At 73.5% G+C, this 20,781-nt stretch carries 18 protein-coding genes; 7 read left to right on the forward strand and 11 right to left on the reverse strand.

The window, feature by feature from the left end; all coding sequences use genetic code 11:
• Nucleotides 1-43: 43 nt before the first annotated feature.
• Nucleotides 44-616 carry a helix-turn-helix domain-containing protein gene (locus tag ACIBA9_RS32730; protein ID WP_399368750.1) on the forward strand — a complete coding sequence of 191 codons (573 nt, stop codon included), beginning with the start codon at nt 44-46 and terminating at the stop codon, nt 614-616.
• Nucleotides 617-660: 44 nt separating this feature from the next.
• Nucleotides 661-1,218 (forward strand): YbaK/EbsC family protein, encoded by a 558-nt coding sequence (locus ACIBA9_RS32735; protein ID WP_399368752.1) that lies wholly within the window; start codon nt 661-663, stop codon nt 1,216-1,218.
• A 10-nt stretch (nt 1,219-1,228) separates the two neighbouring features.
• Here ACIBA9_RS32735 and ACIBA9_RS32740 read toward each other — a convergent pair whose 3' ends face one another.
• The 3 genes from ACIBA9_RS32740 to ACIBA9_RS32750 all read right to left on the reverse strand — a co-directional run bounded on the left by ACIBA9_RS32740 (nt 1,229) and on the right by ACIBA9_RS32750 (nt 4,784).
• The gene (locus ACIBA9_RS32740; protein WP_399368754.1) at nt 1,229-2,449 is read right to left on the reverse strand and encodes a 4-hydroxybenzoate 3-monooxygenase; all 1,221 of its coding nucleotides are present in this window, start codon (nt 2,447-2,449) and stop codon (nt 1,229-1,231) included.
• An 83-nt stretch (nt 2,450-2,532) separates the two neighbouring features.
• Nucleotides 2,533-4,173, reverse strand: a complete 1,641-nt coding sequence (locus ACIBA9_RS32745) for an APC family permease (protein WP_399368756.1) — start codon at nt 4,171-4,173, stop codon at nt 2,533-2,535.
• A 203-nt stretch (nt 4,174-4,376) separates the two neighbouring features.
• Nucleotides 4,377-4,784: a CoA-binding protein gene (locus tag ACIBA9_RS32750; protein ID WP_362155743.1), complete on the reverse strand. Its 408-nt coding sequence runs from the start codon at nt 4,782-4,784 to the stop codon at nt 4,377-4,379.
• A 158-nt stretch (nt 4,785-4,942) separates the two neighbouring features.
• On the opposite strand from ACIBA9_RS32750, the gene ACIBA9_RS32755 reads away from it, so the two are divergent.
• Genes ACIBA9_RS32755 through ACIBA9_RS32765 form a run of 3 tightly spaced genes read left to right on the forward strand, consistent with a single transcriptional unit; the run spans nt 4,943 to nt 7,006 of the window.
• Nucleotides 4,943-5,800 carry a hypothetical protein gene (locus ACIBA9_RS32755; RefSeq protein WP_399368758.1) on the forward strand — a complete coding sequence of 286 codons (858 nt, stop codon included), beginning with the start codon at nt 4,943-4,945 and terminating at the stop codon, nt 5,798-5,800.
• Nucleotides 5,797-6,351 carry a SixA phosphatase family protein gene (locus ACIBA9_RS32760; protein WP_399368760.1) on the forward strand — a complete coding sequence of 185 codons (555 nt, stop codon included), beginning with the start codon at nt 5,797-5,799 and terminating at the stop codon, nt 6,349-6,351. The genes ACIBA9_RS32755 and ACIBA9_RS32760 overlap by 4 nt, the downstream gene beginning before the upstream one ends.
• 28 nt (nt 6,352-6,379) lie before the next feature.
• The gene (locus ACIBA9_RS32765; protein WP_399368762.1) at nt 6,380-7,006 is read left to right on the forward strand and encodes a YigZ family protein; all 627 of its coding nucleotides are present in this window, start codon (nt 6,380-6,382) and stop codon (nt 7,004-7,006) included.
• 20 nt (nt 7,007-7,026) lie between these two features.
• Here ACIBA9_RS32765 and ACIBA9_RS32770 read toward each other — a convergent pair whose 3' ends face one another.
• The 8 genes from ACIBA9_RS32770 to ACIBA9_RS32805 all read right to left on the reverse strand — a co-directional run bounded on the left by ACIBA9_RS32770 (nt 7,027) and on the right by ACIBA9_RS32805 (nt 16,387).
• Entirely contained in the window at nt 7,027-7,443 is a 417-nt protein-coding gene (locus tag ACIBA9_RS32770) for a hypothetical protein (protein WP_399368764.1), read from the reverse strand.
• Nucleotides 7,444-8,275: 832 nt separating this feature from the next.
• Nucleotides 8,276-8,701, reverse strand: a complete 426-nt coding sequence (locus ACIBA9_RS32775; RefSeq protein WP_399368766.1) for a hypothetical protein — start codon at nt 8,699-8,701, stop codon at nt 8,276-8,278.
• Complete coding sequence (locus ACIBA9_RS32780) at nt 8,698-9,402, reverse strand: vWA domain-containing protein (RefSeq protein WP_399368768.1); 705 nt, start codon at nt 9,400-9,402, stop codon at nt 8,698-8,700. The genes ACIBA9_RS32775 and ACIBA9_RS32780 overlap by 4 nt, the downstream gene beginning before the upstream one ends.
• A 55-nt stretch (nt 9,403-9,457) precedes the next feature.
• Nucleotides 9,458-10,681 carry a lipopolysaccharide kinase InaA family protein gene (locus tag ACIBA9_RS32785; protein ID WP_399368770.1) on the reverse strand — a complete coding sequence of 408 codons (1,224 nt, stop codon included), beginning with the start codon at nt 10,679-10,681 and terminating at the stop codon, nt 9,458-9,460.
• A complete protein-coding gene (locus ACIBA9_RS32790) occupies nt 10,678-11,997 on the reverse strand; it encodes a serine/threonine protein phosphatase (protein ID WP_399368772.1) in 1,320 nt (439 codons plus the stop codon). Before ACIBA9_RS32790 ends, ACIBA9_RS32785 begins: the two co-directional genes overlap by 4 nt.
• Nucleotides 11,994-13,427, reverse strand: a complete 1,434-nt coding sequence (locus tag ACIBA9_RS32795) for a hypothetical protein (protein ID WP_399368774.1) — start codon at nt 13,425-13,427, stop codon at nt 11,994-11,996. The genes ACIBA9_RS32790 and ACIBA9_RS32795 overlap by 4 nt, the downstream gene beginning before the upstream one ends.
• 52 nt (nt 13,428-13,479) lie before the next feature.
• A complete protein-coding gene (locus ACIBA9_RS32800; RefSeq protein ID WP_399368776.1) occupies nt 13,480-15,840 on the reverse strand; it encodes a hypothetical protein in 2,361 nt (786 codons plus the stop codon).
• Nucleotides 15,841-15,988: 148 nt separating this feature from the next.
• On the reverse strand, nt 15,989-16,387 hold the full coding sequence (locus tag ACIBA9_RS32805) for a hypothetical protein (protein WP_399368778.1): 399 nt from the start codon (nt 16,385-16,387) through the stop codon (nt 15,989-15,991).
• A 237-nt stretch (nt 16,388-16,624) separates the two neighbouring features.
• Here ACIBA9_RS32805 and ACIBA9_RS32810 point away from each other — a divergent pair, with 237 nt between their 5' ends.
• Together ACIBA9_RS32810 and ACIBA9_RS32815 are read left to right on the forward strand one after the other, a co-directional pair.
• Nucleotides 16,625-17,788 (forward strand): exonuclease SbcCD subunit D, encoded by a 1,164-nt coding sequence (locus ACIBA9_RS32810; protein WP_399368780.1) that lies wholly within the window; start codon nt 16,625-16,627, stop codon nt 17,786-17,788.
• Nucleotides 17,785-20,775: an AAA family ATPase gene (locus tag ACIBA9_RS32815; protein ID WP_399368782.1), complete on the forward strand. Its 2,991-nt coding sequence runs from the start codon at nt 17,785-17,787 to the stop codon at nt 20,773-20,775. The genes ACIBA9_RS32810 and ACIBA9_RS32815 overlap by 4 nt, the downstream gene beginning before the upstream one ends.
• The last annotated feature ends 6 nt before the right edge of the window (nt 20,776-20,781 follow it).

A 20,781-nucleotide genomic window follows, 5' to 3' on the forward strand; every position in this document is an offset into this window, starting at 1 on the left:
CGGCATCAAAAATAATGAACCACTCTCGGGCATTGGACGGAATGTGTCGGACCTGGAACTGCTGACCCAGTCCCTGGCGCGCAACGTGAAGCACTGGCGATCGGTGCGCGGCTTCACCCTCGACGTGCTCGCCGCCCGGGCCGGGGTCAGCCGCGGGATGCTCATCCAGATCGAGCAGGCGCGCACCAACCCGAGCATCGGCACGGTCGTCAAGATCGGCGACGCGCTCGGCGTCAGCGTCACCACGCTGCTCGACTACGAGCGGGGTCCCAGGGTCCGTGTCGTCCCGGCCGAACGGGCGGTACGGCTGTGGCACACCGACGCCGGCAGCTACAACCGTCTGCTGGCGGGCACGGAGGCGCCCGGCCCGCTGGAGATGTGGGACTGGCGGCTGATGCCGGGCGAGAACAGCCCCTCCGAGCCCCATCCGGCCGGCACCGTCGAACTGGTCCACGTCACCGCGGGCGAGCTGACGATCACCGTGGACGGCGAGGACCATCGCGTACCGGCCGGTGCGAGCGCCAGCTTCGAGGCCCACGTGCCGCACGTCTACGGCAACCGCGGCGAGGTCCCGATGGAGATGGTGATGGCCGTCTCCGTACCGCCCGTGCACTGAGACACCGGTACGCCGGGCGGCCGCGGCTTGTTAGGTTTGCGGCCATGCGCGCACCCATCGGAGACTTCGACACCGCCACCCCCGCCCCGGAGTGCCTGGAGGAGCTGACCGCCCCGGTCGCGGACGCCCTGCGCCAGTGGCAGGGCGGCGTCACCGCCGACCGGATCCTCTACGTCGACACCGACCCGCGCTGGGCCGACACCGCCGTCTTCGTCGAGCACTACGGCCGCGAGCTGCTGGAGCGGTCGGCGAACTGCGTGGTGGTCGCGGGCAAGCGGGGCGCCGCGACCACGCTCGCCGCGTGTGTGGTGCTCTCCACCACCCGGGTCGACGTCAACGGCGTGGTCCGTCGCCAACTCGGCGCCCGCAAGGCCTCGTTCGCCTCGATGGAGACGGCGACCGGGGAGAGCGGCATGGAGTACGGCGGCATCACCCCGATCGGGCTGCCCACCGGCTGGCCGCTGCTGGTGGACTCGGCCGTCGTCGGCCTCGATTACGTCCTGGTCGGCAGCGGCCGCCGGCGCGGCAAGCTGCTGGTGCCGGGCAAGGCCTTCGCGGAATTGCCCGGCGTGACGGTGCTCGACGGGCTCGGGGTCGCCTGACGCCCTCGGCTCAGAACGCGCCGGCGGCGCCGAGGTACTGCTCGGCGAACGCGGCGGACGCGGTGGGCGAGGTGAACAGGCGGCGGAGCCGGGCCAGTGTGGTCCCGGCCCGGTAGGAGTCGCCGTGGGAGATGCCGTGGTAGATCTCCGAGAGCCACTCGGAGAACTCCTCGTAGTCCCACACACGTCGCAGACACTCCCGCGAATAGCCGTCCAGGCCCGCGGCGTCGTCCTTGGTCAGCTGTCCGACGAGCGCGTCGCCGAGCAGGAAGGCGTCGTTCAGGGCCAGGTTCATGCCCTTCGCGGCGATCGGCGCGACCAGGTGCGCGGCGTCCCCGGCCAGGAAGAGACGGCCGAACACCATCGGCTCGACCACGTAGTTGTGCATGTCCAGCACGCGCTTCTCCAGCAGGCGTCCCTCGGTCAGCGGCGGGCGGTCCGCCGCGCCCAGACGCCGCTGGAGTGCGCTCCAGACCCTGTCGTGCGACCAGGCGTCGGGGTCGTCGCCGGGTGGGCACTGCAGGTAGTACCGGGTCAGCTCGGGACCGCGCGGCATGTGCCCGGCGAACCCGTCGGGATGCATGCCGAACAGCACGCGGTCGCAGGACGGCGGGGCCTCGGCGAGCAGCGCCAGCCAGCCGATGCCGTAGTCGTGCCGGGATATCCGCGCCCGTGGCGGCAGCGCGGCCCGGCTCGCCCCGCGGGCCCCGTCGCAGCCGGCGACGAAGTCACAGCGCACCAGGTGCCGTTCACCACTGTCCGGGTCGGTGTACGACACGGCGGGCCGGTCCGAGTCGAGGTCGTGCAGGCGCACGTCCCGCACGCCGAAGCGGATCTCGCCGCCGCGCACATCGGCGTACTCGCGCACGAGATCCGTCACGAGCAGCGGCTGCGGATAGACCCAGTGGTGAAGGCCCGTCAGTTCGGTGTAGCGGAAGCGGTATCCCTGCCCGTCGAAACGGAACTCGCACTCGGAGTGCCGCTCCGCCCGCTCCAGCAGAGGGCCGCCCAGGCCGCGTTGTGCGAGGCCGCGCACGGCCCATTCCTCGATGACTCCGGCGCGCGGCCGCCGCTCGATGAACTCTCTGCTCTCCGCTTCCAGGACCAGGCAGTCGACGCCGGCGGCGCGCAGGATGTTGCCGACGGTCAGTCCGGCCGGACCGGCGCCCACGACGACGACCGGAACACGCCGCGGGGAAGGGGAGTTGAAGTGGGGGGAAGGAGACGTCACGCGAGCATTATGACGGTGTCCCGTCAGCACGACGGTGTCCCGTCGGCCGGGCCGACGGGACACCGTGAGCGAAGCGGTGCGGGTCAGTGCGCGGGAGCGTCCGTGACCACGACCTCCTCGATGCTGCGCTCGATCGCCTCGGTCTTGGAGGCGGTGGCCTTGGCCCAGTAGTAGATGCCCACGGAGAAGGCCGCCACGATCAGCATGTCCCACCACAGGGCGAGGTTGCCCCGGCCGCCGCCGAAGCCGCCCTGCCAGGAGATCAGGCCCATGCCGAGCAGGTAGACGGGCAGCCACTGCGCGGCCTTGAAGTCCAGGCGCGGGGCGTCCGGCAGCCCCTTGCGGATCGCGTACCAGGCGTAGGAGCCCAGCAGCACGTACCCGATCACGATGGCGCAGCCCAGCCGCCAAAGGGTGCCCCAGCCGGCCCAGTAGATGATGAGGTCGGCGACCACGAAGGACAGCGGCGAGATGAGCTTGCCGGCGGGCAGCCGGTACGGCCGCTCGTGGTGCGGCAGCCGGTCGGCGAACACGCCGTACGCCAGCGGCGCGCCGGCGTACATCAGCACGCTCGCCGAGGTGATGAAGCTGACCAGCGTCTGCCAGCTCGGGAACGGCAGGAAGCAGATCACACCGGTGATGAACGAGATCAGCAGACCGAACCACGGCACACCGCGCTTGTCCGTCTTGCTGAAGAGCTTCGGCGCGTAGCCGTTCTTCGCCAGGCCGTAGGAGACGCGCGAGGTGGCGGTGGTGTAGATCAGACCGGTGCCTCCGGGCGAGATCACCGCGTCGAGGTAGAGCACCACGCTCAGCCAGCCCAGGCCCACCAGGGTGGCCAGGCCCGCCCAGGGGCCGCTGATGCCGGGGAAGTCGAGCTTGGCCCAGCCGTGCGCGAAGCTGGTGTGCGGCAGCGCGCCGATGAACACGACCTGGAGCAGCATGTAGATCACGGCGCCGATGGCGACGGAGCCGAGGGTCGCGCGCGGCAGGTCCCGCTTCGGGTTGCGGCTCTCACCGGCCAGCTGGATGGCCTGCTCGAAGCCGAGCAGCGCGAAGATGATGCCGCTGTCGCTGATCGCGCTGAGCACACCCTTGGCGCCGAACGGCGCGAAGCCCTCGGAGGTGAAGTTGCCGGGGTGGAAGTTGCCGATGGCGATGATGAAGATCGCCGCGAGCGGGACGGCGATCTTCCACCAGGTGGCGGCGCTGTTGGTGTGGGCGAGGGCACGGACACCGAAGAAGTTGACGCCGACGAACACGGCCATGAGGACCACAGCGATCGCGAGACCGCTGGCGCTCAGCGTCTGGTCGGGGTGCTGCAGCCCCTCGGCCCACTTCCAGTGCTGGGCGTAGCCGAGCATGGCCTCGACCTCGATCGGGGCCACGGTCGCCGCCTGCAGCCAGGAGAACCAGCCGAACGACATACCGGCCAGACCGCCGAAGGCGTAGTGCGGATACCGGGCGGTTCCGCCCGCCACCGGGAACATGCCGCCGAGCTCCGCGTGCACCAGGGCGAGCAGCACGATGGCCACCGTGCCGATCATCCACGAGATGATCGCCGCGGGGCCCGCCGCCACAACCGCCTTCTCGGCGCCGAAGAGCCAGCCGGACCCGATGATCGATCCCACCGAGGCCCACATCAGACCGATCAGTCCGACGTCGCGGCGCAGGCCTCCGGAGTCGCTCGGGACTATCGGAACAGCCTGGTCGACTTTCGACATGTCAAGTGGCCTCTCAGATCGTATACGCGGGATTAACGAGCAAGGAGGCCACACCTTAGGGACGAGATCTACCTCTACAGAAGACTATTAACCAAGTTTTGACCCGGGATCTTGTCTGTCTTGGGTACAGCCTTCGTACAGGTCAGGCCCCATCTCCGAATGTCAATATTCAGCGACCAATTGTGAGAAGAAAGTGAGACGGGCTAGCGCAGCCGGGGAATTTCGATCGCCGGGCAGCGGTCCATGACCATCTCCAGGCCCGCCGCCAGGGTCCGCTCCCGGGCAGCCTCGTCCACGACACCCAGCTGGAACCACACGGCCCGGGCGCCCTTCGCCACGGCCTCGTCGGCCACCGCTCCGGCCAGCTCGCTGTTGACGAAGACGTCCACCACGTCCACGTCGAAGGGGATGTCCGCGAGCGTGGCGTAGCCCGGCTCGCCGTGCACGGTCCCGGCCTTGGGGTGCACCGGCACGATCCGCTTGCCGAACCGCTGCAGCACCTGGGCGACCCCGTATGCCGCCCGGTTCCGGTTCTCGGACAGGCCGACGACCGCCCAGGTGTCGCCCAGCTCGGTCAGGATCCTGCGGATCGTCGCTTCGTCGCCGTACACGGGCGCCTCCTCGGACAGGACTGCGGGGGATCTCCGCGCGCAGACGGTTGCGGCAACAGCACCCCGGGGGCACTGATTCCCGCCCCCGTACCCCGCCACGGTGTCCGGAACCGGCACATCTGCCCACGCGGCGCCGCTCGCCCGCCTACGCTCGCTCCGTGCTGCGCATCCTCGACGCCCGAACCGGTGAGTCCGTCGCCGCCGCGCCCGCCCGGCGCGGCCTGACCCGCATCGAAGCCCACGCCTCCCGCCTCGATCCGACGGCCCTGCGCGTGCTGCTCACCGCCGATCTGCTCGTCCGCGCCCTGGAACTGGGCGGCACCCCGGTGTGGACGACCCTCATCGCGCCCGGCGGTCACGCACGGTTCCGCGCCGCCGCGTCCGCCCTGGCTCTCCACCCCTTCGAGGACGGCGACGACATCGCGTCCGGGCCGGGCGAGGCGCAGCTGATCCGGGTGCGGGAGGCCGGGACGGGCGACCCGTCCGGCGAGGCCCGTGTGACTGCCGAGGCGCAGGTGTCCGCCGAGGCGCCGACGGCGGCCGACGTGCCGGCGACCGCCCAGCAGGGAAGCAAGCAGGGAACCCAGCAGGGAACAGGGGCCGCGGCGGCGCCGGTGGTGGCCGTGGCGCCGGTGGTGTGGACGGACCCGGGCCCCTCCTTCACCTCCCTTCTCGCCGATCCCACCGCCCTGCGCCTCGCCCTGCTCTCCGTCCCCCGCACCGAACCCGCACGACTGGACGGCGCACGGCTGGAGCGGGGCGCCGAGGAGCTGGCCCACTGGCGGCGGGCCGTGGCCGAATGGGCGCGCACGCCCTCACGACCCGTGCCCGAGGAGCTGCGGACGCGGCTGCGGACGGCCTGGGACGACGATCTCGACCTGCCCGCGGTGCTCGCGGTACTGCGGGACGTGGCCGCCGCCCCGGACCTGCCCGACGGCGCCCGTTTCGAGACGTACGCCTACGCCGACCGGCTGCTCGCCCTCGACCTCTCCCGTGACATCGGGAGCCTCGCGTGATCGAGCGGGCGGGGGCCGGCCCGCTGCGCCGTCTGGTACTGCTGCGGCACGCGAAGTCCGACTGGCCCGCGGGGGTCGAGGACCACGACAGGCCGCTCGCACCACGCGGTCTGAGGGACGCCCCGGCCGCCGGCCGCGCCCTCGCCGAGGCGGGCGGGCTGCCCGACCTCGCCGTGTGCTGCACCGCCGTACGCGCCCGCCGCACCTGGGAGCTGGCCGCCGCCGAGTGGGGCACCCCGCCCCCGGCCCGCTACGACCGGCGGTTGTACGCGGCCGGCGTGCCGGACCTGCTGGAGGTCGTGCGCGAGGTGCCGCCCGGGGTGGAGACGCTGCTGCTGGTCGGGCACAACCCGGGGCTGGAGGACCTGGCCCTTCGGCTGGCCGGGGACGGGATGGACGACGCGCTGGAGCGGTTGCGGGAGAAGTTCCCGACCTCCGCGCTCGCCGTGCTGGCCTGGCGCGGCACCGGCTGGCCGGCCCTCGCTCCGGGCACCGCCCTGCTCACCGCGTTCACCGTGCCCCGGGGACGGAAGGGCGACCAGCGGAAGTAGTCCGCTCCCGCTCGCATAGGCTGACGGGATGCAGGACGAGTACCGCACAGTGGCCCGCGCGGGCGTGCACGAGACCGAGATCAACCGCTCCCGCTTCCTGTGCGCTCTCGCCCCGGCCGCCACCGAGCGGGAGGCGCAGGAGTTCATCGCCGCCGTCCGCAAGGAGCACGCCGACGCCACCCACAACTGCTGGGCGTACGTCGTCGGCGCCGACGCCTCCGTGCAGAAGGCGAGCGACGACGGCGAGCCCGGCGGCACCGCCGGCCTCCCCATGCTGCAGATGCTCCTGCGCCGCGACATGCGGTACGTCGTCGCCGTCGTCACCCGCTACTACGGCGGCGTCAAGCTCGGCGCCGGCGGCCTCATCCGCGCCTACGGCGGCGCGGTCGGCGAGGCTCTCGACGCCCTCGGCACGCTCACCCGGCGCCGCTTCCGGCTGGCCACGGTGACCGTCGACCACCAGCGTGCGGGCCGGATCCAGAACGATCTGCGGGCCACCGGCCGCGAGGTGCGGGACGTCCACTACGGGGAGGCCGTCACCATCGAGATCGCACTGCCGGACACCGACGTGGACGCCTTCCGCGCCTGGCTCGCCGACGCGACGGCCGGCACGGCCGGGTTCGAACCGGGCGGGGAGGCGTACGGCGACGCGTGAGTCCGGGGGCGCCGCCCGTGTCAGGAGGGCGAGGGCTCCGGGGTCAGGTCCTCCTGGCCGATCCGGCTGCCCGACCGGTACACCGTCACGACACCGCCGTGCACGACGTACCGGTACTCGCCGTTGCGGGCCTCGTACCCCTCGCTCGTCGCCTCCGCCTTCATGGCGATGCCCTTCTCCCGGCCGTCGCTGAACTCGCCGTAGTAGTACAGCGTTCCGGATCCGGTACGGCACAGGGTGATCCGCTTGTTCGTCGTGTGGAACGCCTGGACCAGCTCGGCGCCGTCGCCGTCGGGCAGCCGGGCGGCGATCCGGTCCGGGCACGCGGGCGCGGTGGACGTGGGTGCCGAGCCACCGGAGTCCGAGGAATTGTCGCAGCCCTGCGCCAGCATGCCGATCACGAAGAACACCGCGACGGCACCCAGGCAGCCCCCCACACAGCCGCCGCCCCTGGAAGGCTTGGGCGGGGGGACGTACCGCGGCCGGGGGGAGGGGGTGTAGACCGGCTCCGGGCGGCGGGGCGGAGCGGCGGGCGGCGCGCTCGGCCGGTAGCCCGTGGTGCCGGACGACGGGAAGAAGACACCCTCCTCGATGCCCGTCCGCCGTGTCCCCGGAGCGGCACCGCTTCGTCCTCCCGCCGTACCGGACGGGCCCGGGCGGGCGGCGCGCGGCGCGGTCCGGGGCGAGGACGTGCTCCGATCGGAGGAGGGCGTGCTCCGGGGCGTGGTCGTGCGGGGCGTCGAGGACGACGCGGGGGTGCTTCGGGGCGTGGTCGTGCGAGGCGGCGACTTGCGGGGCGCGGGCTTCTTCGCGGTCGGGTCGCCCGGGGACGGCGGTTTCGGGGTCGTCCGCCGCGCCGCCTTCCAGGAGGTTCCGCACGCGATGCAGGACACATCGGTGCGCGCGTTGTTCGTGTCGCACTCCGAGCAGCGCCAGGGCGCGGTCGGGCGACCGGCGCCGCCGGGCCGCTTGGCCGCGGGCCGGGCGGCGGACCCACCGGAACCGCCCGCCTTCGTCCCCGCGCCCGGCGCGGGCCTCGACCCGGACTTGCCCGCCGCCGACCCCGGCTTGCCCTTCGTCGTCCCCGGCTTCGCGGATGCCTTCGGCGCGGGCCGGGGCGGCAGCGGTGCGGTGCCGCGCCGGGTGCCGCCGCAGACCGCGCATGACGTCTCCGCCGGCTCGTTGTACGTATCGCAGTCCACGCAACGCCAGTTGGCCGATGCCGCCACCTCGTGCCGCCCTCCCTCTTCCGTCGACGCCGTCGCGCGCTCAGCCCGTGTCGCCGTCGACGCGGGCCGTGACCGCGGCGAACAGCTCCTCCGAGGCGTCGGAGGCGGGTGCGGTCACCCACTCCCGCTCGTCGAGCGGAACCCGCCGCCATCCGGACTCCTCGGCGTCGTCCTGCGGGTCCTCCGGGATCTCGAAGCGCCGCCGCAGCAGATCGCCGTACTGCATCGCCTCACCCTGCCGGTCCGCCGGTACGTCCACCCGCACCACGAGGAGCCCGGGGGTGGGACCCGCCGGGTAGCGCAGGTGGAAGACCCACTGGGACAGCCCGTCCGCGCCCTGCGGCAGCAGCCGCAGCCGGGAGCAGTGACGCACATGCGACTTGACGAGGCCGTAGCGGGGCCAGCGGAACGTCAGATAGCCCGCGTGATCGCACTCCAGCTCGAACTCCGGCCAGTCCAGCTTCACAGGCTGTTCGCGATCGTCTCGATGATCTCGTCCATCTCGAACTCCTCCAGACCCTCACCGGCCTTGGAGGCGAAGTGCAGCGTGAGGTCCCACTCCTCGGCGATCGGATCGGACCAGGGCGCCTGGTCCGGCGCGAACAGCACCAGCCGCTTCGCCGACTGCTCCATCACCGCCGTCTGGCTGCGGGCGTATCCCCACCGCTCGAACAACTCGTCCAGGCTGTGCGGGATGCCCGCCGGGTACGACGGTACGGAGGCGTGCGCGCCCAGTGGGTGGGCCGGTGCGTCGGTGAACATCACGATGACGTGCCGTCGCCGGTCGAGCCCCTGCTCCCAGGGCGAGTCGATGGCCAGCGCGAGCGCCTCCAGACCCGACTCGGGAATGTCGCCGCCACCGGAGGCGTCGATGCCCCGCACGAACTCCTCGAAGTCCTTGGACTGTTGGGGAAGCCGGAGGAATCCGGTCTGCTCGATGGCGGTCGAGGCGTCGTCGCCGAAGTCACGGAAGGCGATGACCTTCAGCCGCAGCTGGCTGATCGCCTTGCCCTTCTTCGCCATCTCGTCGTGGAGCCGGTCGTGGAACTGCAGCGCGCTCGACTTCACGTTGTCGAGGACGGGGAACATGCTCCCGGTGGCGTCGACACACAGGACGATGTCGACGGCGTACTGCAGATTCCCCTGGTACTGCTCGATGTTGCTCATACGGAGTCTCCTGGATGGAACGGGCGGGGTGCTTCGGTTCGCCGACGGACCCGGGTCAGGACGAGCCGGGGCGTGAGCGGCGGTCACCGAGGTTGATGCGGACGCGGGAGGTGCGCTCGGCCGGAGGGTCGGCGACCGGCGGCGTCGCCGGGGTGGTGGGCGTCGCGGGGGCAGCCGGAGGCGCGGGCTTCTCGGCCCTCTCGGCCCTCTCGCCCCTGCCGGTTTCCGTGGCGGGACGCGGCGTCGACGTGAGGTTCTTGGCCTTGATCCGGCTGGCGCGCCGACCGGGACCGGACGCGTCCGCGGGCGCCGCGGGGGACCCGGCGGAGGTGGCCGAAGTGGGCTTCTTGGCAGTGGACTTGGCCTTGGCCGTCCCCGGGCGTCGGTGCTGCAGGGCGCACACCTTCGGGTCGGACAGCGTCTTCAGGAACGTCCCGACCCGCGGTCGACCGCCCGGGGCGCGGGCGGTCATGGCGCGCAGCAGACCGAGCATGTCGTCCGACAGCCGCGTGTCCAGGTCGAGGTTCTCGCCCGCGTTCACGGCGTCGGCCGGTGAGCCGTAGCGCCCGTCGTGGTGCGGGAGTTCGCCCGTCAGATACAGATGGGTCATCAGCCCGAGGGCGAAGACGTCCACCGCGCAGGTCAGGTGCCGCGGTCCGACGGAGTCGTCGCGCTGCATGTAGCGGCGCCACTCCGGGGCGCCGTACACGGAGTCGCCCGCGATGTCGTCGGGCTCCGGCGGCTTGCCCGAGACGTAGGAGTCGTCGAAGTCGATGAGCTTCGCCGTGTGGAACGCGGCACCGTCCCGCTTCTGCACCAGGACGTTCAACGGCTTGAGGTCGCCGTGCACGACGTCGATGTCGTGCAGCTGCTTCAGGCTGTTGCCCAGGGTCTTGAGCAGCACCATCTTGTTGCGCGGTTCCAGGGACTGCGGTTTCTCCAGGCTGGAGGTGTCGATCCGCTCGGTGACCTTGTAGTACGTGCTGCCCTCGTGGAAGAAGTCGGTGGCCAGCACCAGGTTGCCGCCACCTCGCGCGTCCGGACGCAGCCGCTCCATGATGGTGCGGTGGCGGTCCTCGAACTCACGGGCCAGCTGGCGCCGGATCCGCACGCTCGGCGAGTCCGCCGCGTCGTCGCGCGGCCGCTTGGGTTCCAGGAACCGCTTGACGAAGTACTGGGTGTCGCCCTTCTCGGCGAACGCCCACATGCACTTGCCGCCACCGGCGTTGGTGGGCTCGCTGACGATGCGGTAGCCCCCGACGTCGTCACCCTTCTTCATGCGTGCTCCTCCAGTGCCGGGGGCAGATGGGTCTCGTAACCGGCGCGGTAGGCGTGCCAGGTGCTGTCCTGCCAGGCGCGGACCCGGGCCGGCAGGTCACCGGGATCGGCCGGCCCGGGTGCCGGACCGGCTCCCGCGTCGCCGCCCGCGCGGGGGGCGGGGTCCAGGCCTCGCGGCCGGGTGTGCACATAGCGCTCGGTCAGCTCGTCCAGCCGTTCGGCGAACTGCTCGCGCAGATCCTTGAAGCCCCGGTAGCCGAGCGCCACCACGGCGAGCGAGGCGTCGTCCGCGGTGTAGGACTGCACCTCCCGGCGGATGAGGTCGGCCCACTCGCCGACGGTGCCGGCCTGGCGCAGGGTGCGCAGCAGCAGGGTCTCGAAGTCGGCCGGGGTGTGCACGTAACCGAAGAAACCGTCGGTCGCGGTCACCAGGACACAGGGGAGCGGATGCTTCAGCAGCCGGCCGTCGATCTGGAACTCCCGGTCCGCGCACACCAGGTTGGTCATCGGCGGGTCCGTGCGCAGCAGTTCCAGGGCGTCGCTCTCCCGGGTGTGGTCACGGGTGAGCACCTGCAGCCCGTGCCGGGAACGCAGCACATAGGCGCGCGAGTCACCGGCCCACAGCGGTCGCAGCTCAAGCTCGGGCTGGTCCCGGGTGCCCACCAGGCGGTAGTGCACCGAGGCGAGGGTGGTGGGCAGTTGGCGGCGCATGGTGCCGCTGATCTTGCTGCGCCGCTGCGGCGCGTAGCCGAGGAAGAAGCGGAGGTATTCGCGCAGGGTCTCCGGTGTGGGCGGTTCCCCCTCCGCCGCGACGTCGTGGAACCAGACGTCCGTGGCCAGCCGGGCCACCCGGGCGCCCACCCAGGCGCCGGTGCGGCTCTCCCCGTCGGACGCCTGCCACACGGGGGCGGCGCCGGCGCCGCCCGATCCGTCGAAGACGGCGAGCATGCCCTGGTCGCTGCCCAGGTGATAGGCGACGAACGGTTCCGCGTCCTCGCCGCGCCCCGCCACCCGCTCGGTCCACACGGTCATCGCCAGCAACCCCATCCGGTCGTGGTCGACACACCAGATCCGCTGGGGAACCGGCCGGCCGGACGAACCCGGGTCCGACGACGCCGGAGGCGCACCCGACGCGACGGCGGCGGTCGCGGACGGGGCACCGGCCCGCGCCGGCGGCGGCTGGACGGCCGCCCGGTCCCACGGAGCCGGCGGGCCGGCCGGATACGCCTCCGGCGTGCGGACCGGGGCGGCGGGATATCCCGCCGGCGTGCCGGTCCGGGCCGTGGGCGCCGCCGTCTGGTCGTCGTGGCCCGTCATCGCCGCTCCCCGCTTTTGCCGTCGGTGTCCGGACGGTGCCTCTTGGCGGTCCCGCGCACCCGGCTCACCTTCGGCGCCGTGCCGTCCGCACGGCGTTCGGTGCCGCCGTCGTCGGCACGGGCGCCGGCCCGGCCGCCCGCACCGTACGGGGTACGGGCGTCGTCGGCGGCCCCGCGCTCCGTTCGGTGCTCCTCGCGGCGGCCGTGATCCGTGCCGTGGTGCTCCTCGCGTCGGCCGCGGCCCGCGCCACGCCCGTCGGCCCGTCCGCCCGGCGCGCCGGGCAGCGGTTCGTCCTCGGGCGGCCCGCTGGACCCGGCGGCCCCGGCGGGTCCGGCGGAGCTTGTGGGCACGGCGGGTCCGGGCGGCCCGGCGCGACGACTCCCGGTGCCCGACAGCCGCGACCGGGGCGTACCGTCGTCGTCCCGCGCACGGGAGTCCGGGGCGCGGCCGGTCCCGCCTCCGTAACGGCCCTCCAGCACCTCTCCCTTGAGCGGTTCGCGTGCGCCGCCGCGCCCTTCCGCGTCCTCGTCGCGGTCGCCGGCGCCGGGCTCCAGCGCGGGGGCGAGACTGCCGCGCAGCCGTCCACGCCCGGTGGCCGTCTCGAACAGACCGGCGCCGTCGCCGTCGCGGAGCACCTCATCCAGCACGGCGCGCTCCAACTCCGCCTGCTCGAAGGGCTCCCGGTCCCCGTCGCCGCGCTCCAGGACCATGCGCATCACCTCGCGCCGGACCTCCCGCTTCTCCGCCTCGCCCCTCTCGATCCAGGCGAGTGCCGCGCGGGGACCCTCCTTCTCCATGATCTCGGCGATGAGACCGTCGACGCCCTCCTCGCGGATCATGTCCAGGTGCCGCCGACGGCGCATGCCCGTCAGCCGGGTCTCGCGCACGACGTCCCGGTACTCGCGCCCGCTGCCGGCGATCTCGTCCTCGTCGACGAGGAGTTCGACCTGGATGTTGCGCAGCCGGATCGCGTCGTCGCCGCTGAACCCGGTCAGGGCCGCGTTGAGCGCCATCTCCGTCTCGTGGAACTCGGCGATGTCGTAGTCGCGGGCGACCGACTGCAGTGTCTTGCGCAGATATCCGTAGAGCGCGCCGCTCATGTCCCGGATGCCGCGCGCGACCACCGCGGCGGGGTCGGCGACCCGGCACACGAGGTCGACCCGGCTGCGGAAGGAGAACGTGGCATCGCGGCTGAGCAGCGGGATGTCCAGGATCAGCCGGTGCTCGGTCATGTCGACCGTGAACACACCGCGGTACGCCCCGAACCGCGACGACGGGATCTCCTCGCCGCTGCGGACCGTCAACGACGGCCCGCCGTCCCGTACGAGGACCAGGGCGCGGCCGGGAGCCGGTGGCCGCAGCGGGTTCACCAGCCGCCACTTGGGCACGTCGTCGCTGCTCAGGACCGGATCGTAGGTCTGTTCCTCCATGTCTCCCCCTCTCCTTCCAGTGCTGTCGGGGGTACGGCCGGCGCGGTGCGCCTCACCGGGCGTGTTCGAGGGTGGTCAGCAGGCGGGCGGCGGCCGCCGAGGGCTTCGCACGGTCGCGGGCCCACTTCTCCAGCCACCACAGGAGCCGCTCGCGGTGCCGCCCGGGCCGCCGGGCCACTGACACCAGCAGCGCTTCGACGGCGTCGAGTGAACCGGGGCTCTTGTCGGCGTAGGTGTCGATCCATGTGCGCAGGGCTTCCAGCGCGGAGTCCTGCACCGGCCGGCGGGCCAGGGCGCGCGCCCACAGCTCGGCGAGCCGGTCCTGGTGCCGGGGCAGCTCGGCGAGCAGCACGGGCACGCCCGGCACGCGCGCGTCGCCGCGGTCGCCGCCGGTGCCGATGACCGGCTCCTGGTAGGGCTGGGACACCGCGAAAACGAAGGCCGACAGCGACTTGACGACCATGGGGGACAGGTCCTGCGGCTCGGACCAGTCCAGATAGGCTTGCAGGACCGCCGCGATCTGCCCCTGGTGGAGGAGGTGGACGCCGCCCCAGGCCACCGGTGCGAGCGTGCCCCAGTCGTCCTCCCGGTCCAGGGCGCTGCGCAGGACGGCCACGGCCCGGTCCGGCGCGGCCCGGCCGAGCTGCCCGCCCACCGCGTTCGCCGCGGTGCCGGCGAGGCGGCGCTGCTGGGCGGACGCGTCGCCGCGCGCCCACTGGTGCAGCAGTTCCCACACCGCGTCGGCCGTCTCCGGCCGGCTGCCCGCCACGCCGAGGGCCGTCGCGGCGGCCTGCCGCAGCGGCCAGGAGGTGCTGCCCGCCCAGGCCGTCAGGAAGCGGTGCACCGCGTAGTGCGGATCGGCGAGCGCCAGCACGCCCGCCGCGACCGAGGCGCGGGCGCGCACCTCCAGATCACGGTGGTACAGCAGGCCGCGCAGCCAGTCCAGTACGGTCTCGCGGCGGCCGTCCAGCAGATTCCAGGCGTAGGAGAGGATGACCTGTCCCAGCAGCGCGTTGCGGAACCGCACGCGGGGCGGGGCGAAGCCGCCGCCCTCGGGCATGTCGAGCCGGATCCACTGCTGCTCGTGTCCGAGCCGGTCCCCGAACCGCAGGTCCGCCGGGGCGGGTTCGGGCGCGACGAGTGCCGTGCGCAGCCGCACCGCCGTGTCGGCGACGGTGAGATAGCCGCACTCCTCCAGCACCGCCGCCGCCAGGGCGAAGGCCACCGCCTCCGGCGCCCGGTACCGGTTGAACCAGGCGCGCACCTGTTCGCTCGGATCGCGCAGCTGGGCCACCGTGCCGCTCACATCGCCGTCCGCGCGGATCACACAGGCCAGCCGGGCGGCGTTGCGGGCCGTCGGCTGCTCCCGCAGCGCCGCGGCGGCGCCGGTGCGTTCCAGCAGCGCGCGCAGGTCGGCCTGGGCGTCCGCACTGCCGCCGTGGCCGAGCACCCGCCGTTCCACGATGGCCGACGGGTCGACCGGGAGGAGCGGATGCCGGGCCAGCTGGTCGCCGCCCGGGCCGGCCGCGAGCACGTCCAGGTCGTGGCCGCCGGTCAGGACCAGGAAGCAGCCGGAGGCGCGCAGCGTGGCGACGACCGCGGGCCACCTGGCCGTGCCGTGGCCGCGCCCGCCGAGGAAGGCGGACGTGAACGTCTCGTCGACGGCCGGCCCGTCGTCGAGCGCGACCAGGTATCCCGAGTTCTCCACGGGGGGCTTCCAGCCGGCGTCGAGCACGGCGGCGGGCGTGAGCAGCCGGTGGCAGCCCGCTCCGCCGCCGTCCATGGCGAGCGCCTCCCCGAGCAGGTTCACGGCGACGGCCTCCCGGCCGCTGCCCGGCGCGGCGGTGAGCACCAGCACCCGCCGCTCGCACAGGGCGTCCAGCGCGTCGCCGTAGCCCTCCGGCGCGACGAACAGCTCGGTGTGGTCGGCGATCTCGGTCGGGTCCAGCGCGAGGACGGACACCCCGCCCGGTCGTGGGCCGCCGCTGCCGGCGCCGCCGGAGTGGAAACCGCCGCCGAAGCTCACGTCCGCGTTGAACAGTGCCAGGGTGCCGATGCGGGTCCCGGAGGCGTCGGCGCTCAGCCGCCGGGCGATCTCGTCGGCGAGGGCTCCGGCGCGCCGCGCCTCGGACCGCTCGGCGTCGTCGCGGCCGCTGCCCCCGGTGAGGGAGCGCAGCGCGTCCTGCTCGCTGACCGGCCCATCGTGTTCCTCGGCGTCCGCGCGCGGGGGCTCGGTCTCCCGTCCCGGACCGTCCTTCCCGGCCTCCGCCGCGTCCTTGTCGACGCCGGGTTCCCCCTTGGCGGGTCCTGTGGTCCTGTCCCTGTCCCTGTCCTTGCGCCGGGGCGGATCATCCGCGCGGTCCGTCACACCGGCCGAGGACCGGGGGCTGTCCAACGAGCTGTCCTCGTTCATGCTCTTTCTTCGGCCTTCGAATCAGCGGTGTCCGTCTGTCGCGCACCGGCCCGCGGTGCGGACCCGCGCGATGCGTGGGGAGGGGGAGAGGGCGCGTGCCACCGGGCGGCGGGCCGGCGGGCCGAGCCGCCAGGCGTCCGTCATTCCCTCAAGAGGTCGTCCAGTTCCCCTGGACCTCGACCTTGCCGTTGAACACCTGGGCGTTCTTGACGAGCGCGGCGCTGATCTGGGCGCCGGACCGGCCCTGTGCGGCGACGGCCTCGTCGACCAGCCGCCGGACCTCCGACTCGAAGTCGGGGTCGAGCAGCATGTGTGCGGCGAGCCGTCGTTCCAGGGCCTGCCGGGCTTGCTCGTCGTCCGGGGAACCGGTGACCCGGTCCAGCGCGCTCTCCGCGTCCGCGTCCCCCCGGAATCGCGCGCGGATCCGTTCGACCAGGCGGGCACCACCGGCCCAGCCCGAGCGGCCGGCCTCCTGGCCCGCCGTCTCCAGCGCTCCCTTGACCACGAGCGCCACTCCCGCCGCGGCTACAGCCGTCACCGGATCCATGCTGTTCCCCCCGAGCCACTGCCTGAACAGGGCAGTCAATCTAGGGGACGGACACGACACCCGGAGTGCTTCTTCTCATATTGGCCGAAAGTCGCTGCACCGAATCGGCGTTGCCGGATTGCTCCCGCAGCGTACGGGTTTGACCTGTTGGCGGAGGTGAGAGGAGGGAGGCGGGGGAGGTGCGAAAGCGGGAGTAACCGCCCGTGATGTCAGACCCGGCCGTTAGTCTCGGGGATCATGAGACTCCTGCACACGTCCGACTGGCATCTCGGCCGGGCCTTCCACCGGGTGAACATGCTCGGGGCCCAGGCCGGGTTCATCGGGCACCTGATCACCGTCGCGCGCGAGCGCGAGGTGGACGCGGTGGTCGTGTCCGGGGACGTGTACGACCGCGCGGTCCCGCCGCTCGCCGCGGTCGAGCTGTTCGACGACGCCCTGCACCGGCTCGCGGACCTCGGCGTGCCCACGGTGATGATCTCGGGCAACCACGACTCGGCCCGCCGCCTCGGCGTCGGCGCCGGACTCATCGACCGCGCGGGCATCCACCTGCGCACCGAAGCCTCCGCCGTCGGCACCCCGGTGATCCTGTCGGACACCCACGGGGACGTCGCCTTCTACGGACTGCCGTACCTCGAACCCGCCCTGGTCAAGGACGAGTTCGCGGTCGACCGGGCCGGTCACGAGGCGGTGCTCGGTGCCGCCATGGACCGCGTCCGCGCCGATCTGGCCACGCGCGCGCCGGGCACCCGCTCCGTCGTCCTCGCCCACGCCTTCGTCACCGGCGGCCGGGCCAGTGACAGCGAGCGCGACATCACCGTCGGGGGAGTGGCCGCCGTCCCGGCCGGCGTCTTCGACGGCGTCGACTACACGGCGCTCGGGCATCTGCACGGCTGCCAGACGATCACCGAGCGGGTGCGCTATTCCGGCTCCCCGCTCGCCTACTCCTTCTCCGAGGCCGACCATCGCAAGAGCATGTGGCTGATCGACCTCGGCGCCGACGGCTCCGTCACCGCCGAACGTGTCGACTGCCCGGTGCCCCGCCCGCTCGCCCGGATCCGTGGCACCCTGGACGGCCTTCTCGCCGACCCCGGGCTCGCCCGGCACGAGGACTCCTGGATCGAGGCCACGCTCACCGACCCGGTCCGCCCGGCCGACCCGATGGCCCGCCTCGCCGAGCGGTTCCCGCACACGCTCAGCCTGCTCTTCGCCCCCGAGCGGGCCCCCGACGAGCCCGGAGTGTCGTACGCCCGGCGCCTCGCGGGCCGCGACGACCAGCAGATCGCCCAGGACTTCGTCGCCCATGTGCGCGGCGCCGGACCGGACGAACGGGAGACGGCCGTGCTGCGGGACGCCTTCGACGCCGTGCGCGCCGACGACGCCGTGCGGGAGGTGGCCCGGTGAGGCTGCACCGGCTGGACATCACCGCCTTCGGGCCCTTCGGCGAGGCCCAGCGCGTCGACTTCGACGCGCTGTCCGCCGCCGGGCTCTTCCTACTGCAGGGACCGACCGGCGCGGGCAAGACCTCCGTCCTCGACGCCGTCTGCTACGCCCTGTACGGCGCCGTCCCCGGCGCCCGGCAGAGCGGCCAGGGCATGAACCTGCGCAGCGACCACGCCGAGGTCCGCACCCGCACCGAGGTCCGCCTCGAACTGACCGTCGCCGGACGGCGGCTGGAGATCACCCGGCAGCCGCCCTGGGAGCGGCCCAAGCTGCGCGGCACGGGCACGACCGTCGACAAGGCCCAGACCTGGCTGCGCGAGTACGACAGCGCGGCCGGCGGCTGGAAGGACCGCAGCCGCTCCCACCAGGAGATCGGCGAGGAGATCACCCAACTGCTCGGCATGAGCCGGGAGCAGTTCTGCCAGGTCGTCCTGTTGCCGCAAGGAGACTTCGCGCGTTTCCTTCGCTCCGACGCCGAGGCCCGTGGCCGACTCCTCGGCCGGCTCTTCGACACCCGGCGTTTCGCCGACGTCGAAAAGCGCCTCGCCGAACGCCGGCGCGCCGCCGAGGCCCGGGTGCGGGAAGGGGACGCGGCACTGCTCGCCGACGCCCACCGCATGCAGCAGGAGGCCGGCGACGCCATGGAGCTGCCCGAACTGGCCCCCGGCGAACCGGGCCTGGCCGAGGCCGTCCTGGGCGCCGCCGCCGTCGCCCGCAGCACCGCCCGCGAGCGCCTCACCGTCGCCCGCTGCCGCCTCGACGCCGCCGAATCCGCGCACGAGGCCGCTCACCACGCCCTGCGGGAGATACGCGAACTCGCCCGGCTGCAGGCCCGGTTCACCGAGGCCCGGCAGCGCGCCGAGCGCCTGGCGGAACGGTCGGACGCCCATCGTGAGGCGCGGGACCGCATGGAGCGCGCCCGCAAGGCGGAGGCCGTCGCGCCCGCACTGGAGCTACGAGAGTCCGCCGAGGCGGAACACCGCCGGGCCGGCCGGGCGGAGACACGCGCGCGTGCGGCCCTGCCCGACACCCACGCCGACACCGGGGCGGCCTCGCTCGCCGCCGCCGCCCGCCGGGCCGCCGAGGAGCTGGGCGCCCTGGACGCCGCCCGGCGCGCCGAGCGGCGGCTCGCCGCGCTGGCCGAGGAACGCGCCGGCCTCGACCGGGAGGAACGCGCCGACGAGGACGTCCTGCGCGAGGCCGACGCCTGGCTCGCCGACTGGGACACCACCCGCGAGGCGCTCAGGACCCGCATCGAGACGGCCCAGGAGGCCGCCACCCGCGCCGAACAGCTCGCTGTCCAGCGGGAAACGATGCGCGGGCGCCTCACCGCCGCCCGCACCCGGGACGCGCTGGCCGCGGAGCTGGAGGAGACCCGGCAGCAGGCCCTCGCCGCCGAACAGCACGTCCTCGACACCCGTGCCCACTGGCTCGACCTCAAGGAACAGCGCCTCGAAGGCATCGCCGCCGAACTCGCCGCCCACCTCACCGACGGCACACCCTGCGCGGTCTGCGGAGCCACCGAGCACCCAGCACCGGCCCGCAAGGACGCCGGACACGTCGACCGCGCCGGCGAGGACCGCGCCCTCGCCGCCCACCAGCGTGCCGAGGAGCAGCACGCCGAGCACGCGCGACGCCTCGGCGTCGTCCGCGAGGCCTTGGCCGCCGCCACCGCCGAGGCCGGCGACACGCCCACCGCGCGGCTCGCCGCCGAGGCCGAGGAACTCCACCAGCGGCACGCCCACGCCCACCGCGACGCCTCGGCCCTGCACGCCGCCCACGAGGAGCTGCGGCGCACCGAGCACGAGCGGGAACAGCGCCTCGCCGACCGCCAGCAGGCCGCCGTACGCGCCGCCTCCAGGCTCACCCGGCGTGAAAGCCTGGAACGCGAACAGGGTGCCCTGGAAGAGGAGTTGAGCAAGGCGCGCGGTGCCGCCGGCAGTGTGGCCGCGCGGGCCGCCCAACTGGAGCGGAAGGCAGCCCTGTTCACCGAGGCCGCCGACGCCGTGCGCGCCGCCGAGGACACCGCCCGGCGACTGAAGACCGCCGACGCCCGGCTCGCCGACGCCGCCTACCGGGCCGGCTTCGACACCCCACAGGCCGCGGCCGCCGCCCTCCTGGACGCCGCCGCCCACCGCGAACTCCAGCACCGGCTGGACGCCTGGCAGACGGAGGAGGCCGCCGTACGCGCCGTCCTGGCCGAGCCCGACACCGCGGCCGCCGCCCGGCAGCCCCCCGCCGATCCGGGCACGGCCGAACGGACCGCGGCCGCGGCCGAACGCCGACTGCGCGAGGCCGCCTCCGCGCGGGACGCGGCCGACCGCTGCCGCGCCGAGCTGGACCGCCTCTCCGCACGGGCCACCGAGGCCGTACGACGCCTCGCCCCGCTGCGCGACGAGTACGACCGGGTCGCCCGGCTCGCCGCCCTCACCTCCGGCACAGCCGCCGACAACGAACGCAAGATGCGCCTGGAGTCGTACGTACTGGCGGCCCGGCTGGAACAGGTGGCCGCCGCCGCGACCGCCCGGCTGTGGCGCATGTCCTCGGGCCGCTACACCCTCGTCCACTCCGACGACCGCACCGGACGCGGCCGCAGCGGTCTCGGGCTGCACGTGGTCGACGCCTGGACCGGACGGGAACGGGACACCGCCACCCTCTCCGGTGGCGAGACCTTCTTCGCCTCCCTCGCCCTCGCCCTCGGCCTCGCCGACGTCGTCACCGACGAGGCGGGAGGCGTCCGCCTGGACACCCTCTTCATCGACGAGGGCTTCGGCAGCCTCGACGACCAGACCCTGGACGAGGTCCTGGACGTCCTCGACTCCCTGCGCGAACGCGACCGCAGCGTCGGGATCGTCAGCCACGTCCCCGACCTGCGCCGCCGTATCCACGCCCAACTGGAGGTCGTCAAGGGCAGATCCGGTTCGGCGCTGCGGCAGCGGGGCGTCTGACGCGCG

The sequence above is a fragment of the Streptomyces sp. NPDC051452 genome, assembly GCF_044454765.1.
Classification (GTDB): domain Bacteria; phylum Actinomycetota; class Actinomycetes; order Streptomycetales; family Streptomycetaceae; genus Streptomyces.

Excerpts from the sequence above, each read along its gene's own strand:
- ACIBA9_RS32795 (WP_399368774.1), bottom strand. The coding sequence starts at position 13,427 with ATGGAGGAACAGACCTACGATCCGGTCCTGAGCAGCGACGACGTGCCC.
- ACIBA9_RS32745 (WP_399368756.1), bottom strand. The coding sequence starts at position 4,173 with ATGTCGAAAGTCGACCAGGCTGTTCCGATAGTCCCGAGCGACTCCGGA.
- ACIBA9_RS32735 (WP_399368752.1), top strand. The coding sequence starts at position 661 with ATGCGCGCACCCATCGGAGACTTCGACACCGCCACCCCCGCCCCGGAG.
- ACIBA9_RS32785 (WP_399368770.1), bottom strand. The coding sequence starts at position 10,681 with ATGAAGAAGGGTGACGACGTCGGGGGCTACCGCATCGTCAGCGAGCCC.
- ACIBA9_RS32780 (WP_399368768.1), bottom strand. The coding sequence starts at position 9,402 with ATGAGCAACATCGAGCAGTACCAGGGGAATCTGCAGTACGCCGTCGAC.
- ACIBA9_RS32790 (WP_399368772.1), bottom strand. The coding sequence starts at position 11,997 with ATGACGGGCCACGACGACCAGACGGCGGCGCCCACGGCCCGGACCGGC.
- ACIBA9_RS32800 (WP_399368776.1), bottom strand. The coding sequence starts at position 15,840 with ATGAACGAGGACAGCTCGTTGGACAGCCCCCGGTCCTCGGCCGGTGTG.
- ACIBA9_RS32810 (WP_399368780.1), top strand. The coding sequence starts at position 16,625 with ATGAGACTCCTGCACACGTCCGACTGGCATCTCGGCCGGGCCTTCCAC.
- ACIBA9_RS32805 (WP_399368778.1), bottom strand. The coding sequence starts at position 16,387 with ATGGATCCGGTGACGGCTGTAGCCGCGGCGGGAGTGGCGCTCGTGGTC.
- ACIBA9_RS32765 (WP_399368762.1), top strand. The coding sequence starts at position 6,380 with ATGCAGGACGAGTACCGCACAGTGGCCCGCGCGGGCGTGCACGAGACC.